The following is a 16,173-nucleotide window of genomic DNA, read 5'->3' as shown; positions in this document are numbered from 1 at the left end:
CTAGGCGGCGTGACCGACAGCGAGCCCGGCAGCAGCACCGCCCCCGACCGCTCCCCCCGCGCCGCGGCGCCCGAGGGCGCGGCGGCCCGGTGGCGGCGCCTGCACGACGTCGCGGCCGAGGACCCGCGGGCGGCCGCGGCCCTCGCCACGGAGATGGGCGCCGGCACCCTCGCGGGGCGGACGGGCACGGAGTTCCTCGTCCTCGGCGCCGAGGAGGTCGTCGCGCGGATGCCCGTCGCGGGCAACACCCAGCCCGCGGGCCTCCTCCACGGCGGCGCGTCGGCGGCCCTCGCCGAGACGGTCGGCAGCATGGGCGCCTCCCTCGCGGGCGGGCCCGGCACGGCCGCGGTGGGCGTCGACCTCAACGCCACGCACCACCGGGCCGTCACGCCGGCGCGCTCGACGTGGGTGACGGCGACGGGACGGCCGCTCCACGTGGGCCGCCGCGTCGTCAGCTACGAGGTCGTCCTCGTCGACGACGGGGGGCGCCGCGTGTGCACCGCGCGCCTCACCTGCCAGCTGGTGCCGCTGCCCGACGCCTGAGGGCGCCGGGGTCCTGCCGCGCCGTCAGGCGGTCCCGGCGAGACCGCGCTCGCGCCGGCGCCGCAGGAGCACCCGCTCGACGGCGGCGCGGCGCAGGGCCACCTCGCCGCCGACGGCCGGCGCACCGAGGCTGCGGCGCAGGGTCGCCACGGGCGCGCTGCGCTGCACGACGAGGGGCGAGAAGCCCAGCCGGGCCAGGAAGCGGTGCGCCTCGCGGCCGCCGGGCGGCGCCGAGACGACGAGGTGCTGCGCGCCGTCGGCCTCCGCCAGCTGCACGGCCGCCGCGAGCAGGGCCCGCCCCACGCCGCGGCGCCGGTGGGACGGCGTGACCGCCATCTGGTGCACGGAGGCGGCGGCGGCCCCGAGCGGCAGCGTCTCGCCGTGCCGCAAGACGAGGACCCCCACGGTCGTGGTGCCGACCTCGGCCAGGAGGACGGTGACGTCCGCCCGGGCCAGGGTCGCCTCGACCGCCGACGGCGCGACGGCGCCGCCGTCCCGGCGGTCGCCGGCCGTCCCGAGCGCGGCGGCCACGGCCCCTGCGTCCTCGGCGCGTGCCACGCGCACGGTCGTCCTCGACCAGCCCACCGCCACCACCTCGTCGTCGGCCCCCCGGCGGGGGGAGCGTAGACCGCGGCCGGCCTCCCGCCCAGGGCGGTGGGAGCGCTGCCACCCGGCCGGGTCACGGTCGGGTCACGCATCACCACCGTCCGTCACCGGTGCCCGGCTCCCGGTGCGCCGGAGGGGGGTCCGCGGCGCGCACCGCGACCGACGACCTGGGCGAGGTGCGCCCCGACGGCGGGTGCCGCGTGGTTGAGTACCGCTCGCCGTCCGCCGGGACGTGCCGAGCGGCGCCCCTGCGTGCCGCCCTGCCGAGGGGAGACCAGGTTGCCGTCGCTCGCCGCCGTGAGAGGGCTGCTCGCCCTCGTGGCGCTCACGCTGCTGCTGGGCCTCGCCCCGGCGCTCGCCGGGGGTGCGACGCCCGCGGCGGCCGCCACCCCGGCGCCCACCGCCACCGCCGGCGCCGAGGAGGGCGAGACCATCACGGTCCGCGTCCGCACCGGTGACCGCGAGGACGTCGAGGGGGCCGAGGTCACCGCGACCGGCCCCGACGGCACCGAGGTGACCGGGACGACCGACGACGGCGGTGCCGTCCGCCTGGTCGTCCCGGCGCCCGGCACCTACAGCGTCGGGATCGACCCCGAGAGCCTCACGGGCCCGGCCGAGGGGCTGCTGCCGCAGGCCAACCCCGTCGAGCGGTCCGTCACCTCGGGCAGCGCCAACCCGGTCGTCTTCCAGCTCACGGAGGAGGGCGCCCAGGAGGCGTCGGGCGGCGGCATCACGGCCGAGCGCGTCGCCCAGCTCCTGGCGAGCGGCCTCCGCTTCGGCCTCATCATCGCGCTGGCCGCGATCGGCCTGTCGATGATCTTCGGCACCACCGGGCTGACGAACTTCGCCCACGGCGAGCTCATCACCTTCGGCGCCATCTCGACGTACTTCCTCAACGCCGTCGCCGGCCTGCCCTTCCTCGTGGCCGCGCCGCTCGCCGTCGTGCTCTCCGGCCTCTTCGGCTTCCTCAACGACCGCGTCGTCTGGCGCCCGCTGCGGCGCCGCGGCACGGGGCTCGTCGCGATGATGATCGTGTCGATCGGCCTCGCGCTCTTCCTGCGCTACCTCTACCTCTACGTCTTCGGCGGGTCGACGCAGACCTACGCCGACTACCAGGGGCAGCGCGGCCTCGACCTGGGCCTCTTCACGCTGCGGCCCATCGACCTCTTCAGCATGGGCCTCGCGGTCGTCGTCCTCGTGGCCGTCGGCCTGGCGCTCGTGCGGACGCGGCTCGGCAAGGCCACCCGGGCCGTCTCGGACAACCCCGCGCTCGCGTCGGCCTCCGGCATCGACGTCGACAAGGTCATCCGGACGGTGTGGGTCGTCGGCGCGGCGCTCGCCGGCCTGGCCGGGGTGCTCCTCGGCCTCGCCCAGCAGGTGCAGTACCAGATGGGCTTCCAGGTCCTGCTGCTCGTCTTCGCCGCAGTGACGCTCGGCGGCCTCGGCACGGCGTTCGGCGCCATGTTCGGCGCGATCGTCGTCGGCATCTTCCTCGAGGTCAGCACGCTCGTCGTGCCGACGGAGCTGCGCAACGTCGGCGCGCTCCTCGTCCTCATCCTCATCCTCCTCGTCCGGCCGCAGGGCATCCTGGGCCGGGCGTCGCGCATCGGCTGAGCGGAGCACACCCGTGGACTGGTCCTCGATCCTCAGCGACGCCGCGCGCTCCGCCATCGGGCTGGAGACGGTCATCTACGGCCTCGCGGCCATCGGCCTCAACGTGCAGTTCGGCTACGCCGGCCTGCTCAACTTCGGCCAGGCGGCCTTCGTCGCCATCGGCGCCTACGGCCTCGCCATCACGGTGACCGTCGCCGGCTTCCCCTTCTTCGTCGGCCTCGCCGTCGGGCTCGTGGGGGCGGTGCTCCTCGCCGTCCTCCTCGGCATCCCGACCCTGCGGCTGCGCGCGGACTACCTCGCCATCGCGACGATCGCGGCCGCGGAGATCGTGCGGCTCGTCGTCCGGAGCTCGACGCTCCGGGAGCAGACCGGTGGCTCCAGCGGCCTCACCGGCTTCGCGGAGGGCTTCTACGCCCTCAACCCGCTCCCCCGGGACACGTACGGCTTCGGCCCGTGGCAGTTCAGCGAGCGGCTCACGTGGATCCTCCTCGTGGGCTGGGTCCTCGTGGCCCTGTCCTGCCTCGTCGTGTTCCTCCTCATGCGCAGCCCCTGGGGGCGCGTGCTCAAGGGCATCCGCGAGGACGAGGACGCCGTGCGCAGCCTCGGCAAGAACGTCTACGCCTACAAGATGCAGGCGCTCGTCCTGGGCGGCGTCATCGGAGCCCTCGCCGGCTTCGTCTTCGCGGTGGGCCGCGCCTCGGTGCAGCCGGACCTCTACGGCACCGAGCTGACCTTCTTCGTCTACACCGTGCTGCTGCTCGGCGGGGCCGCCCGCGTCTTCGGCCCGGTCGTCGGCGCGGCCATCTTCTGGGTCGTCCTGTCCCTCACCCAGGGGGTCCTCGTGAACATGGTCAACGCCGGCTACATGCCGTCGTGGCTCATGACCTCGACCCAGGTCGGCCAGTTCCGCTTCATGCTCGTGGGCCTGGCGCTCATGCTCTTGATGATCTACAGGCCGCAAGGCATCTTCGGCGACCGGAGGGAGCTGGCGATCGATGCCCGCTGACGACCGCACGTACGAGCCCACCGCCGACGGCCCGGGGCCCGACCCCACGCCGCCGTCGCCGCCCACGCCGCTGGCGACGGGCAGCCACCCCGCCGGGGCCCCCTCCCCGGCGTCCCCGGACGACCTCGACGGCGTCGACGGCGCCCCGGTCGACCACGGGACGCCCGCCGGGCCGGGGCCGCGCGCCCTGGCCGCCCGCGCGGCGCTCCGCGACGTGCCGCGCGTCCCCGGTGCGCCCAAGCCCGACCCCGTCCTCGTGGCGGAGGGCGTCGTGCGCCGGTTCGGCGGCCTCACGGCCGTCGACGTCGAGCACGTGGAGATCCAGCGGGGGGCCATCACGGCCCTCATCGGCCCCAACGGCGCCGGGAAGACGACCTTCTTCAACCTGCTGACGGGCTTCGACCGCCCCGACGAGGGCTCGTGGACCTTCGAGGGCCGCAGCCTCTCCCGCGTGCCGGCGCACCGGGTCGCCCGGCGCGGCATGGTCCGCACGTTCCAGCTGACGAAGGCGCTGAGCCGCCTCACCGTCATCGAGAACATGCGGCTCGGCGCCGCCGGCCAGGTGGGCGAGCGCTTCGCGTCGGCGATGTTCCGCCGGCTGTGGAAGGGCCAGGAGGACTCCAACACCCGCCGGGCCGACGAGCTCCTGCGCCGCTTCAAGCTGGACGCCAAGCGCGAGGACTTCGCCGGCAGCCTCTCCGGCGGCCAGCGGAAGCTCCTCGAGATGGCCCGCGCCCTCATGACCGAGCCGCGCATGGTCATGCTCGACGAGCCGATGGCGGGCGTGAACCCCGCGCTCACCCAGTCGCTGCTCGGGCACGTCAAGGACCTCCGCGAGCAGGGCATGACCGTGCTCTTCGTCGAGCACGACATGGACATGGTCCGCGACATCTCGGACTGGGTGATCGTCATGGCGCAGGGCTCCGTCGTCGCCGAGGGACCGCCCGACGCCGTCATGGCCGACCCGGCCGTCATCGACGCCTACCTCGGGGGGCACCACGACGCGCCCCTCACCGAGGAGGACGAGGCCGAGCAGCTGGCCGCCGCCGAGGCGGAGCTGGAGCACGAGAGGGAGGCGGGCCGGTGAGCGCGCGCGAGACCGCACCGCAGGACCGCACCGAGCACCTGGCCGGGGCCGAGGGCGCCGTCCTGCGCGCCGACAGCCTCGTGGCCGGGTACCTGCCGGGCGTCAACATCCTCAACAGCTGCGACCTGTACGTCACGCCGGGCGAGCTCGTGGCCATCATCGGGCCGAACGGCGCCGGCAAGTCGACGCTCCTCAAGGCGCTGTTCGGCCTCGTCAAGGTGCGCTCCGGCACGGTGCGGCTGGGCGGCGAGGACATCACGGGGATGGGGGCCGACAAGCTCGTCACCAAGGGGGTCGGCTTCGTCCCCCAGACGAACAACGTCTTCCCGTCCTTGTCGATCGCCGAGAACCTGCAGATGGGCATCTTCCAGGCGCCCAAGCGCTTCCAGGAGCGCTTCGACGCGGTGGTCGACCTCTTCCCCACCCTCGGCAAGCGGCGCGCCCAGCGCGCCGGCTCGCTGTCCGGCGGCGAGCGGCAGATGGTCGCCATGGGCCGCGCGCTCATGATGGAGCCGAGCGTGCTGCTGCTCGACGAGCCGTCGGCCGGCCTCTCCCCCGCCCTCCAGGACGAGGTCTTCATCCGGACCCGCCAGATCAACCGCACCGGCGTCTCGATCGTCATGGTCGAGCAGAACGCCCGCCGCTGCCTGCAGATCTGCGACCGGGGCTACGTGCTCGACCAGGGCCGCAACGCCTACTCCGGCTCGGGCAAGCAGCTGGCGCAGGACCCCAAGGTCGTCGAGCTCTACCTCGGCACGCTGGCCAAGGCCTGACGCCCCGTACGACGCCCCGAGCAGCCCCCGGACCCGTCGGGTCCGGGGGCTGCGTCCGTCCCCGGCCCGTCCGGTGGTGCCGTCCCCGGCCCGTCCGGTGGCGCCGTCCGGCGGCGGCGTCCCCGTGCCCGGACCACGGCGGACGGCCGGGCGGCTGCCGTGGGGGCCGGGACGTCCGCGCCGACCACCGACGCCCCGGCGGGGTGCCCCTGGGCACGAGCCATCACGCACGACGGAGCCCCCCGGTCCTCGCGGACCGGGGGGCTCCGTCGTGCTGCGGCTCAGGTCAGCTGAGCGAGCCCGTCACGTAGTCGACGTTCTCGTAGCTGTTGTCCTCGACGTACTCGTAGATCCCGATGGTGGCCTCGGTCGGGTCACCGAGGTCGGAGAACTCCACGGGGCCGGAGACGCCGTCGTAGTCGATGTCCTCGCCCGCCGTGAGGAGCTCGAGGCACTCGGCGTACACCGTGCACTTCGTGCCGTCGCGGCTGACGTTCGGCAGCTCGGAGGCGATGCTCGCCCCGCTGTCGTCGCCGGCGGCCTGGGCGGCCAGGGCGACGAGGACGACCGCGTCGTAGGACTCCGGGGCGTAGCTGAAGTCCTGCAGCGACGGGTCCACCTCGGTGAGGCGGGCCTGGAACTCGTCGCCCGCCGCAGCGCCGGGCAGCGTGCCCTTGGTGCCGATGAGCGAGCCCGGCTCGAGGCCGTCGTCGCTGTAGTTCGCGAGGTTGCCGTCGACGAGGTAGAGCGGGACGTCGTTGGGGCCGATGCCCTGCGAGATCAGCTCGGGGATGACGCGCAGCGACTCGTCGAAGCCGATGAGGACGATGGCCTCGGGGTCGGTCTGCGCGAGCTGCGAGACCTCGGCGCTGAAGTTCGGCGCCTGCGGGTTGTAGATGATCGGCTCGCCGCCGGCCACCGAGGCACCGCCGGCCTCGAGCGTCGAGGTGACGTTGTCGGCGAGGCCCGTGCCGTACGGGTCGTCGATGGCCATGATGCCGACCTCGAGGTACCCGTCGCTGACGACGAGGTCGCCCATGACGCGGCCCTGGAGGACGTCCGAGGGGGCCGTGCGGAAGTACAGCCCGTTGTCCTCGGCGCAGGTGAAGTCCGGCGACGTGTTGGCCGGGGAGATCTGGACGACGCCCGCACCGGTGATCTGGTCGAGGATGGTGAACGAGACGCCCGAGGAGGCCGCGCCGACGATGGCGTCGGTGCCCGCCGAGAGGAGGCTGCCGACCGTCTGGGAGGCGATGTCGGTGGCGGTGTCGCCGGAGTCGCCCTCCTGGTAGGCGACGTCCTGGCCGTTGAAGCCGCCGGCCTCGTTGATCTCGTTGATCGCCAGCTGGACGCCCGCGAACTCGGGCGGGCCGAGGAAGGCGAGGTTGCCCGTCTGCGGCAGGACCGAGCCGATGGTGAGGACGCCGTCGCCCTCCGCCGCCTCGGGGGTCTGGGGCTCGCAGTCCGCGCCGCCGGCGTCGGTGTCCTCCGAGGGCGAGGCCGAGGAGGAGGCGGTCGGCTCGCCGGAGCCGCCCGGCGTCTCGTCCGCGCCGTCGTCGCCGCCGCCGCAGCCGGCGAGGGCCAGGGCCGCGACACCGGCGACGGCCACGGTGCGCCAGGCGAGAGTGGATCGCTTCATGCAGGGGTCTCCTTCGTCCCGCCGCCGGCGCTCGGCCGACGACGAGTTCTCGGTGGGTGCCGGAAAAGTAGTCGACCGCAGGCCACCTCGGGGAGGACCTGAGCGCACCGGGGCATGTCGTCACCCACTTGTGACCCGACGCCACCGTCTCGGATGGCGGTCCGTCGCGTCTCGCCCGCTGCGTCCCCGCCCCCGGACGACGACGGCGCCGCACCCCTCGCGGGGTACGGCGCCGTGGCGGGGCGGGGCGTCGGTCAGCCCTTGCCGCCGACCTGCTCGAGGACGACGTCGGCGACCTCGCGCATCGTCAGTCGACGGTCCATGGACGTCTTCTGGATCCAGCGGAAGGCCTCGGGCTCGGACAGGCCCATCTGCTGCATGAGCAGGCCCTTGGCCCGCTCGACCCGCTTGCGCGTCTCGAAGCGCTCGGAGAGGTCGGCCACCTCGTCCTCGAGCGCCCGCAGCTCGGTGTGGCGGCTGAGGGCGATCTCCACGGCGGGCAGCAGGTCGGCGGCCGTGAAGGGCTTGACGACGTAGGCCATGGCCCCGGCGTCGCGGGCCCGGTCCACGAGCTCCTTCTGCGAGAAGGCGGTGAGGAGGACGACCGCGGTGCGACCCGCACGGCCGATCCGCTCCGCCGCGGAGATGCCGTCGAGGACGGGCATCTTCACGTCCATGACGACGAGGTCGGGGGTCTGCTCCTCGACGAGCCGGACGGCGCTCTCGCCGTCGCCGGCCTCGCCGACGACGTCGAAGCCGGCCTCCGTCAGCGTCTCGACGACGTCGAGGCGGATGATCGCCTCGTCCTCGGCGACCACGACACGGCGGCGGGGGCCCGAGGGGGCGTCGTCGACGGGGGCCGCAGTGGTCTGGGCGGCGGTGGCGGCGTCGTCGCCGTCGGGGCTGGGGGGCTGCGTGGTCACGTCGGCTAGCCTACTGGCGCCTCGTGGGACGGCGCCGCCGCGCCCGCGGGACGGCGCCCGGCCGGGGCGCCGCCGGCCCCGGTATCCCAATCGGCAGAGGAAGTGGCCTCAAAATCCACCCAGTGTGGGTTCGAGTCCCACCCGGGGCACCGTACGACGACGCAGGGCCCGTCCCCCGAGGGGGACGGGCCCTGCGTCGTCGTGACGACGGGTCAGCCGGCGGGCGGCGCCCCGGCCGGCCGGGAGGCCGGCTCGGCCGCCACCTCGCGGTACGCCTGGGCGCGGCCGCCGACGGCGTCGCCCATCTTGTGCACGCGCAGGGCGTTGGTGGAGCCGGGGATGCCCGGGGGCGCCCCCGCGACGACGACGACGAGGTCGCCCTCCTGCGCCACCCCGTCGGCGAGGAGCATCTCGTCGAGGCGGAGCACCATCTCGTCGGTGTGCGTGACGTAGTCCATGAAGAACGTCTGCACGCCCCACGTGAGCGCGAGCTGTGTGCGCACGGACGGCTCGGGCGTGAAGACGATGAGCGGGATCTTGCTGCGCAGGCGCGCCATGCGGCGGGCCGAGTCGCCCGTCGTCGTGAAGACCGCGAGGTACTGGCAGCTGAGGTTCACCGCGACGTCGAGCGCGGCGCGCGTGATGGCCCCGCCCTTGGTGTGCGGGTTGGTGCCCAGCGGGCGGATGCGGTCGAGGCCGTGCTGCTCGGTGCTCTCGATGATCCGGGCCATCGTGCGGACGGCCTCGAAGGGGTACTGCCCGACGCTCGTCTCCCCCGACAGCATGATCGCGTCGGCGCCGTCGAGGACGGCGTTCGCGCAGTCGGAGGCCTCGGCGCGCGTCGGGCGCGGGGCGGCGATCATCGACTCGAGCACCTGGGTGGCGACGATGACCGGCTTGGCCTGGCGCCGGCACAGGTCCACGGCCTGCTTCTGGACGAGCGGGACCTGCTCGAGCGGGAGCTCGACGCCGAGGTCGCCGCGGGCGACCATGACGCCGTCGAAGGCGTCGACGACGGCCTCGAGGTTGGCCACGGCCTGCGGCTTCTCCACCTTGGCGATGACGGGGACGTGGACGCCCTCCTCGTCCATGATGCGCCGGACGTCCGCGGCGTCGGACGCGTCGCGGACGAAGGAGAGGGCGATGAGGTCGGCGCCCTGGCGCAGGCCCCAGCGCAGGTCCGCGACGTCCTTCTCGGACATGGCGGGGACGCTGACGGCCACGCCCGGCAGGTTGAGGCCCTTGTTGTCGGAGACGACGCCCGCGACGACGACCTCGGTCGTCACGCGGGGGCCCTCGACGGCGGTGACCCGCAGGGTGACCTTGCCGTCGTCGACGAGGACGAGGTCGCCCGGGTCGACGTCGCCCGGCAGGCCGGGGTAGGTCGTCGAGCAGATCTGCGCGTCGCCGACGACGTCCTCGGTGGTGATGGTGAAGACGTCGCCCACGGCGAGCGACTGGGGGCCCGAGCCGAAGCGGCCGAGGCGGATCTTCGGGCCCTGCAGGTCCACGAGGACCGCGACGGCGCGGCCGCACTCCTCGGCCGCCCGACGGACGTTCCGGTAGGAGTTCTCGTGGTCGGCGTAGGACCCGTGGCTGAGGTTCAGGCGGGCCACGTCCATGCCGGCGTCCACGAGCTCGCGGATCTGCTCGGCGCTGGACGTGGCGGGCCCCAGGGTGCAGACGATCTTGGCACGGCGCATGTGACGCAGACTACAGATGCGGCCTCGCCGACCACGCCGCCGCGCGGCCCCGGGACATCGTCGGGACGCCGTCGGGACGGGGTCCCGACGACGTCGCGCGGGTGGCGCTCAGACGACGAGCGGACGGTCCGTCGGCCGGACCGGGGACGGCAGCGTGCTGGGCCGGCCGGTGAGGTGCTCGTCGACGGCGGCCGCGGCGGCCCGCCCCTCGGCGATGGCCCACACGATGAGCGACTGGCCGCGGCCCGCGTCGCCGGCGACGAAGACGCCGGGGACCGAGGTCTCGTACGACGCGCCGCGGGCGACGTTCCCGCGCTCGTCGAGCGCGACGCCCAGCTCGTCGACGAGCGGCCCGCGCTCCGGGCCGGTGTACCCGGTCGCGATAAGGACGAGCTGCGCGGGCAGCACCTCCTCCGTGCCCTCGACCGGCACGACCTCCCGTCCGCGCCGCTCGGCCTTGACGAGCCGCAGGCCGGCCAGGGCGCCGTCGGGGCCCTCGACGAACTCGGTCGTCGAGGCGGTGAAGCGGCGGTCGCCGCCCTCCTCGTGCGCCGAGGTGACCTCGAAGAGGCGCGGGTCGACCGGCCACGGCTCCGACGCCGCCCGCTCGGCGGGCGGCTGCTCGCCGTGGGCGAGCTGGGTGACCGACCGGGCCCCCTGGCGCAGCGCGGTGCCGAGGCAGTCCGCCCCGGTGTCGCCGCCGCCGATGATGACGACGTCCTTGCCGCGGGCGTCGAGGTGCGCGGGCACGGCGGTGCCGTCCTCGCCCTCCCCCGCGCCGCGGGCGGCACGGTTGGCGGGCACGAGGTAGTCCATGGCCGGCATGACGCCGGCGAGGTGGCGACCGGGCAGGGGCAGGTCACGCGGGACCGTGGCCCCGACGGCGAGGAGGACGGCGTCGTACCGCGCGGTGAGCGCGAGCCCGGAGACCGCGCCGCGCGCCGTCCCGCCCACCGGCGTGCCGGGGCGGAAGCGCGTGCCCTCGGCGGCCATCTGCGCGAGCCGGGCGTCGAGGAGGTCCTTCTCCATCTTGAACTCGGGGATGCCGTAGCGCAGGAGGCCGCCGATGGCGTCGTCCCGCTCGTAGACGGCGACCGTGTGCCCGGCGCGCGTCAGCTGCTGGGCCGCGGCGAGGCCGGCCGGCCCGGACCCGACGACCGCCACCGTGCGCCCCGTGAGGCGGTCCGGCGGCTGCGGCACGACCCACCGCTCGTCGAAGGCACGGTCCGCGATGGCGACCTCGACCTGCTTGATCGTCACCGGGGGCTGGTTGATGCCCAGCACGCACGCGCTCTCGCAGGGCGCGGGGCACAGCCGGCCCGTGACCTCGGGGAAGTTGTTCGTGGCGTGCAGCCGCTCGACGGCCTCGGACCAGTCGCCGCGCCACGTGAGGTCGTTCCACTCGGGGATGAGGTTGCCCAGCGGGCAGCCCTGGTGGCAGAACGGGATGCCGCAGTCCATGCAGCGGCCGGCCTGGCGCAGGAGCGCCCCTTCGTCCCGCTGCTCGTAGACCTCGCGCCAGTCCATGAGGCGGACGTCGACGGGACGGCGGCGCGGGAGCTCGCGCTCGCGCTGGGTCAGGAAGCCCTTCGGGTCAGCCACGGGTCGCCTCCACGATGCGGGACCAGACGGCGTCGCCGTCGAGGTCGAGTCCTTCGGTGCGCGCCTGCTCCCGGACCGCGAGGACGCGGGAGAACTCGCGCGGCAGCAGCTTGGTGACCCGGTCGAGGCCGGCGTCGCCCTCCGCGAGGAGCGCCGCGGCCACCTCCGAGCCCGTCTCGTCGCGGTGGCGCACGAGCAGGTCGGCGACGAGGACCCGGTCGGCCTCGTCGAGCGGGTGCAGGCCCAGCTCCCCCGAGGCCACGGCCGCGGCGTTGACCCGCCCGCGGTCGAGGTCGAGGACGTACGCCGTGCCGCCCGACATGCCCGCCGCGACGTTCCGCCCCGTGTGCCCGAGGACGAGCACCGTGCCGCCGGTCATGTACTCGCAGGCGTGGTCGCCCACGCCCTCGACGACGGCGGTCGCGCCGGAGTTGCGGACGCAGAAGCGCTCGCCCACGGTCCCCCGCAGGAAGAGCTCCCCCGACGTCGCGCCGTAGGCGATGGTGTTGCCGGCGACGACGTCGGTCGGGTCGACCGCGGGCGACGACGGGTGCGGCCGGACGACGACCCGGCCGCCCGACAGGCCCTTGCCGACGTAGTCGTTGGCGTCGCCGAGCAGGCGCAGCGTGATCCCGCGCGGGAGGAAGGCGCCGAGCGACTGGCCCGCGGCCCCCGTGAGGGTGACGTCGACGGTGCCGTCCGGCAGGCCCTCCTCGCCGTAGCGCTTGGTGACCTCGTGGCCGAGCATCGTCCCGACGGTGCGGTTGACGTTGCGGACGGGCGACGCCACCTCGACGGCGGTCCCGTGCTCCAGCGCGTCCCGGCTCATCGCGATGAGCTGGTGGTCCAGGGCCTTCTCGAGGCCGTGGTCCTGGCTCTGCGTGCGCCGGCGGGCGCTGCCCTCGGGCAGCTCGACCTGGTGGAGGACCGGCGCGAGGTCGAGGCCCGACGCCTTCCAGTGGTCGACGGCGCGGCGGGCGTCGAGCACCTCGGAGCGGCCCACGGCCTCGTCGAGCGAGCGGAAACCCAGGGCGGCGAGGTGCTCGCGGACCTCCTGGGCGACGAACTCGAAGAAGCTGACGACGAACTCCGCCTTGCCGCCGTAGCGCGCCCGCAGCTCGGGGTTCTGCGTGGCGATGCCGACGGGGCAGGTGTCGAGGTGGCAGGCGCGCATGAGGATGCAGCCGGACACGACGAGCGGGGCGGTGGAGAAGCCGTACTCCTCGGCCCCGAGCAGCGCCGCCACGACGACGTCGCGGCCCGTCTTCAGCTGGCCGTCCACCTGCACGGTGATGCGGTCGCGCAGCCCGTTGAGCAGGAGGGTCTGCTGCGCCTCGGCCAGCCCGACCTCCCAGGGGCCGCCCGCGTGCTTGAGCGAGGTCAGCGGGCTGGCGCCCGTGCCGCCGTCGTGCCCGGAGATGAGGACGACGTCCGCGTGCGCCTTGCTGACGCCCGCCGCGACCGTGCCGACGCCGCTCTCGCTGACGAGCTTGACGTGCACCCGGGCGGAGGGGTTGGCGTTCTTGAGGTCGTGGATGAGCTGGGCGATGTCCTCGATCGAGTAGATGTCGTGGTGCGGCGGCGGCGAGATGAGGCCGACGCCCGGCGTCGAGAAGCGGGTGCGCGCGATCCACGGGTAGACCTTGTGGCCCGGCAGCTGGCCGCCCTCGCCCGGCTTGGCGCCCTGCGCGATCTTGATCTGCAGGTCGTCGGCGTGGGTGAGGTACATGCTCGTCACGCCGAAGCGGCCCGAGGCGACCTGCTTGACGGCGCTGCGGCGCTCGGGGTCGAGCAGGCGGGCGACGTCCTCGCCGCCCTCCCCCGTGTTGCTGCGGCCGCCGAGGCGGTTCATCGCGACGGCGAGGGTGGCGTGCGCCTCCTCGGAGATCGAGCCGTAGCTCATCGCTCCTGTGGAGAAGCGCTTGACGATCTCGCTGACCGGCTCCACCTCGTCGAGCGGCACCGGCGGGCGCAGGTCGTCCCGGAGGCGGAAGAGCCCGCGCAGCGTCATGAGCCGCTCGGAGGCGTCGTCGACGCGCTGCGTGTACTGGCGGAAGACGTCCATCCGCCCGGAGCGGGTGGCGTGCTGGAGGCGGAAGACCGTCTCGGGGTCGAAAAGGTGGTGCTCGCCCTCGCGGCGCCACTGGTACTCGCCGCCCACCTCGAGGCGGCGGTGCGCCGGCTGCACGCCGCCGACCGGGTAGGCCGTGGCGTGGCGCCGGGCGACCTCCTCGGCGACGACGTCGAGGCCGATGCCGCCGAGCTGCGTCGTCGTGCCGGTGAAGCAGCGGTCGACGAGGTCGCGGGCGAGGCCGACGGCCTCGAAGGTCTGGGCGCCGCGGTAGGACGCCACCGTGGAGATGCCCATCTTGCTCATGACCTTGAGCACGCCCTTGCCGAGCGCGTAGATGAGGCGGCGGACGGCGTCCGCCGGCTCGAGGCCGGTGACGACGCCGGAGCGCACCTGGTCCTCGACGGACTCCATGGCGAGGTACGGGTTGACGCACGCGGCGCCGTAGCCGATGAGCAGCGCGACGTGGTGGACCTCGCGGACGTCCCCGGCCTCGACGACGAGCCCGACCTGCGTGCGCGTCTTCTCGCGCAGCAGGTGGTGGTGCACCGCGCCGGTGAGCAGCAGCGACGGGATGGGCGCCATGACGCTGTCGGAGTCGCGGTCGGACAGGACGACGAAGCGCGCCCCGTCGGCGATGGCCGCGCTGACCTCGGCGCAGATCTCGTCGAGGCGCTCGGACAGGGCCCGCCCGCCCCCGTCCACCCGGTAGAGGCCGCTGACGCGGACCGTGCGGAAGCCGGGCAGGTTGCCGTCCGCGTTGACGTGGACGATCTTCGCCAGCTCGTCGTTGTCGACGACGGGGAACGGGATCAGCAGCTGGCGGCAGTGGGCCGGCGTGCTGTCGAGCATGTTGAGCTCGGGGCCGATGCCCGTGACGAGCGAGGTGACGAGCTCCTCGCGGATGGCGTCCAGCGGCGGGTTGGTGACCTGCGCGAAGTTCTGCGTGAAGTAGTCGAAGATCAGCCGCGGCCGGGTGGAGAGCACGGCGATGGGCGTGTCCGTGCCCATGGAGCCGATGGGCTCTGCGCCGGCCCGCGCCATCGGCGCGACGAGGAGGCGCAGCTCCTCCTCCGTGTAGCCGAAGGTCTGCTGGCGGCGGGTGACGGACGCGTGGGTGTGCGCCACGTGCTCCCGCTCGGGCAGGTCCCCCAGCGTGACGAGGCCGGCGTGCAGCCACTCGTCGTAGGGCCGGGCCGCGGCGAGCTCGGCCTTGACCTCGCGGTCGTCGACGATCCGGCCGGCGGCCGTGTCGACGAGGAGCATGCGCCCGGGCTGCAGGCGGCCGCGCTGCACGACCGTGGCCGGGTCGAGCTCGAGGACGCCGGTCTCGCTGGCGAGGACGACGAGGCCGTCGTCGGTGACGCTGTAGCGGGAGGGGCGCAGGCCGTTGCGGTCGAGGACCGCGCCGACGAGCGTGCCGTCGGTGAAGACGACGTCGGCCGGGCCGTCCCACGCCTCGCTGAACATCGAGTGGTACTCGTAGAAGGCCCGCAGCGACGGGTCCATCTGCTCGTCGTTCTCCCAGGCCTCCGGGATCATCATGAGCATCGCGTGCGGCAGCGAGCGGCCGGACAGGTGGAGCAGCTCGAGGACCTCGTCGAACGAGGCCGAGTCGCTGGCGCCCGGCGTGCAGATGGGGAAGAGCCGCTCGAGGTCACCGGGGATGACCGACGACGCGAGCATGCTCTCGCGGGCCCGCATCCAGTTCCGGTTGCCCTGGACCGTGTTGATCTCGCCGTTGTGGGCGATGAGGCGGAACGGGTGCGCCAGCGGCCACGACGGGAAGGTGTTCGTCGAGAAGCGCGAGTGCACGACGGCGAGGACGGTCGTGTAGCGCCGGTCCGACAGGTCGGGGAAGAAGGGCTCGAGCTGGCCCGTCGTCAGCATCCCCTTGTAGGTGATGGTGCGGCAGGACAGCGACGCGACGTAGGTGCCGACCTCGCGCTCGGCGCGCTTGCGCAGGCAGAAGGCGCGGCGCTCGAGGGCGGTGCCCGTGATCCGGGCGGACCGGCCGGCGACGAAGACCTGGGCCAGGTGCGGCATCGTCGCGCGCGCCGTGGCGCCGACGAGGTCGGCGGCGACGGGCACGTCGCGCCACGCGAGGACGGCGAGGTCCTCCTCCTCGGCGATCGTGCCGAGGTGGCGGACGGCCTCCGCGCGCTCGGCCGGGTCCGTCGGCAGGTGCACCGTGCCGACGGCGTAGGCGCCGCGCGGCGGCAGGTCGACGCCGTGCTCCTCGGCCAGGACGGCGCGGAAGAGCTCGTCGGGGACCTGCGTGAGGATCCCGGCGCCGTCGCCCGTGTCGACCTCGGCGCCGACGGCGCCGCGGTGGTCGAGGTTGCGCAGCGCGGTGAGCGCGTGGTCGACGACGTCGTGGCCGGGCTCGCCGCGCAGCGTCGCCACGAAGGCGACGCCGCAGGCGTCGTGCTCGTGGGCGCCGTCGTAGAGGCCCTGGGCGGGCGGCGTCTGCGCGCCGGGGGCGTGGGCGGGACGGGCGCCGGCGGGCGCGGCGGCGTCAGGAGCCGTGGCCGGGGTGCCGGTCGTCGCGTCGGGCGTGCTGGGGCGGGGGGTGGTCATGGCGTCGCACCATCCTCACGGGGACC

11 protein-coding genes and 1 tRNA gene are annotated in these 16,173 nt (G+C 74.5%); 6 read left to right on the top strand and 6 right to left on the bottom strand.

Annotation, left to right across the window (positions count from 1 at the left end):
- Positions 1 to 9 precede the first annotated feature (9 nt).
- Complete coding sequence (locus EDC03_RS00130; protein ID WP_241966933.1) at positions 10 to 543, top strand: hotdog fold thioesterase; 534 nt, start codon at positions 10 to 12, stop codon at positions 541 to 543.
- 24 nt (positions 544 to 567) lie between these two features.
- Here EDC03_RS00130 and EDC03_RS00125 read toward each other — a convergent pair whose 3' ends face one another.
- Entirely contained in the window at positions 568 to 1,101 is a 534-nt protein-coding gene (locus tag EDC03_RS00125; protein WP_158674149.1) for a GNAT family N-acetyltransferase, read from the bottom strand.
- 345 nt (positions 1,102 to 1,446) lie between these two features.
- Between EDC03_RS00125 and EDC03_RS00120 the strand changes: the two genes are divergently transcribed.
- From EDC03_RS00120 to EDC03_RS00105, 4 genes are read left to right on the top strand one after another with little or no spacing between them, the layout of a single operon-like run.
- Positions 1,447 to 2,763, top strand: coding sequence for a branched-chain amino acid ABC transporter permease (locus tag EDC03_RS00120; RefSeq protein WP_199719808.1), 1,317 nt, complete (start codon positions 1,447 to 1,449; stop codon positions 2,761 to 2,763).
- A 13-nt stretch (positions 2,764 to 2,776) separates the two neighbouring features.
- Positions 2,777 to 3,769, top strand: coding sequence for a branched-chain amino acid ABC transporter permease (locus EDC03_RS00115; protein WP_123378211.1), 993 nt, complete (start codon positions 2,777 to 2,779; stop codon positions 3,767 to 3,769).
- Positions 3,759 to 4,856, top strand: a complete 1,098-nt coding sequence (locus tag EDC03_RS00110; protein WP_123378210.1) for an ABC transporter ATP-binding protein — start codon at positions 3,759 to 3,761, stop codon at positions 4,854 to 4,856. Before EDC03_RS00115 ends, EDC03_RS00110 begins: the two co-directional genes overlap by 11 nt.
- Entirely contained in the window at positions 4,853 to 5,629 is a 777-nt protein-coding gene (locus tag EDC03_RS00105) for an ABC transporter ATP-binding protein (RefSeq protein WP_123378209.1), read from the top strand. Before EDC03_RS00110 ends, EDC03_RS00105 begins: the two co-directional genes overlap by 4 nt.
- A gap of 286 nt (positions 5,630 to 5,915) precedes the next feature.
- Here EDC03_RS00105 and EDC03_RS00100 read toward each other — a convergent pair whose 3' ends face one another.
- Both EDC03_RS00100 and EDC03_RS00095 read right to left on the bottom strand, forming a co-directional pair.
- Positions 5,916 to 7,268, bottom strand: a complete 1,353-nt coding sequence (locus tag EDC03_RS00100) for an ABC transporter substrate-binding protein (protein WP_123378208.1) — start codon at positions 7,266 to 7,268, stop codon at positions 5,916 to 5,918.
- Positions 7,269 to 7,522: 254 nt separating this feature from the next.
- On the bottom strand, positions 7,523 to 8,191 hold the full coding sequence (locus EDC03_RS00095; RefSeq protein WP_123378207.1) for an ANTAR domain-containing response regulator: 669 nt from the start codon (positions 8,189 to 8,191) through the stop codon (positions 7,523 to 7,525).
- 75 nt (positions 8,192 to 8,266) lie between these two features.
- Between EDC03_RS00095 and EDC03_RS00090 the strand changes: the two genes are divergently transcribed.
- A tRNA-Leu gene (locus tag EDC03_RS00090) sits at positions 8,267 to 8,340 on the top strand.
- Between the two features lie 63 nt (positions 8,341 to 8,403).
- Here the strand turns inward: EDC03_RS00090 and pyk are convergent.
- The 3 genes from pyk to gltB all read right to left on the bottom strand — a co-directional run bounded on the left by pyk (position 8,404) and on the right by gltB (position 16,147).
- The gene (gene pyk / locus EDC03_RS00085) at positions 8,404 to 9,894 is read right to left on the bottom strand and encodes a pyruvate kinase (protein ID WP_123378206.1); all 1,491 of its coding nucleotides are present in this window, start codon (positions 9,892 to 9,894) and stop codon (positions 8,404 to 8,406) included.
- 108 nt (positions 9,895 to 10,002) lie between these two features.
- Positions 10,003 to 11,496, bottom strand: coding sequence for a glutamate synthase subunit beta (locus EDC03_RS00080; protein WP_123378205.1), 1,494 nt, complete (start codon positions 11,494 to 11,496; stop codon positions 10,003 to 10,005).
- Positions 11,489 to 16,147 carry a glutamate synthase large subunit gene (gene gltB / locus EDC03_RS00075; RefSeq protein ID WP_123378204.1) on the bottom strand — a complete coding sequence of 1,553 codons (4,659 nt, stop codon included), beginning with the start codon at positions 16,145 to 16,147 and terminating at the stop codon, positions 11,489 to 11,491. The genes EDC03_RS00080 and gltB overlap by 8 nt, the downstream gene beginning before the upstream one ends.
- Positions 16,148 to 16,173: the final 26 nt, after the last annotated feature.

It is taken from the genome of Pseudokineococcus lusitanus (genome assembly GCF_003751265.1).
Lineage (GTDB): Bacteria > Actinomycetota > Actinomycetes > Actinomycetales > Quadrisphaeraceae > Pseudokineococcus > Pseudokineococcus lusitanus.
Note: the sequence above shows the minus strand (reverse complement) of the source record. Positions and strands in the feature narration are given on the sequence as shown.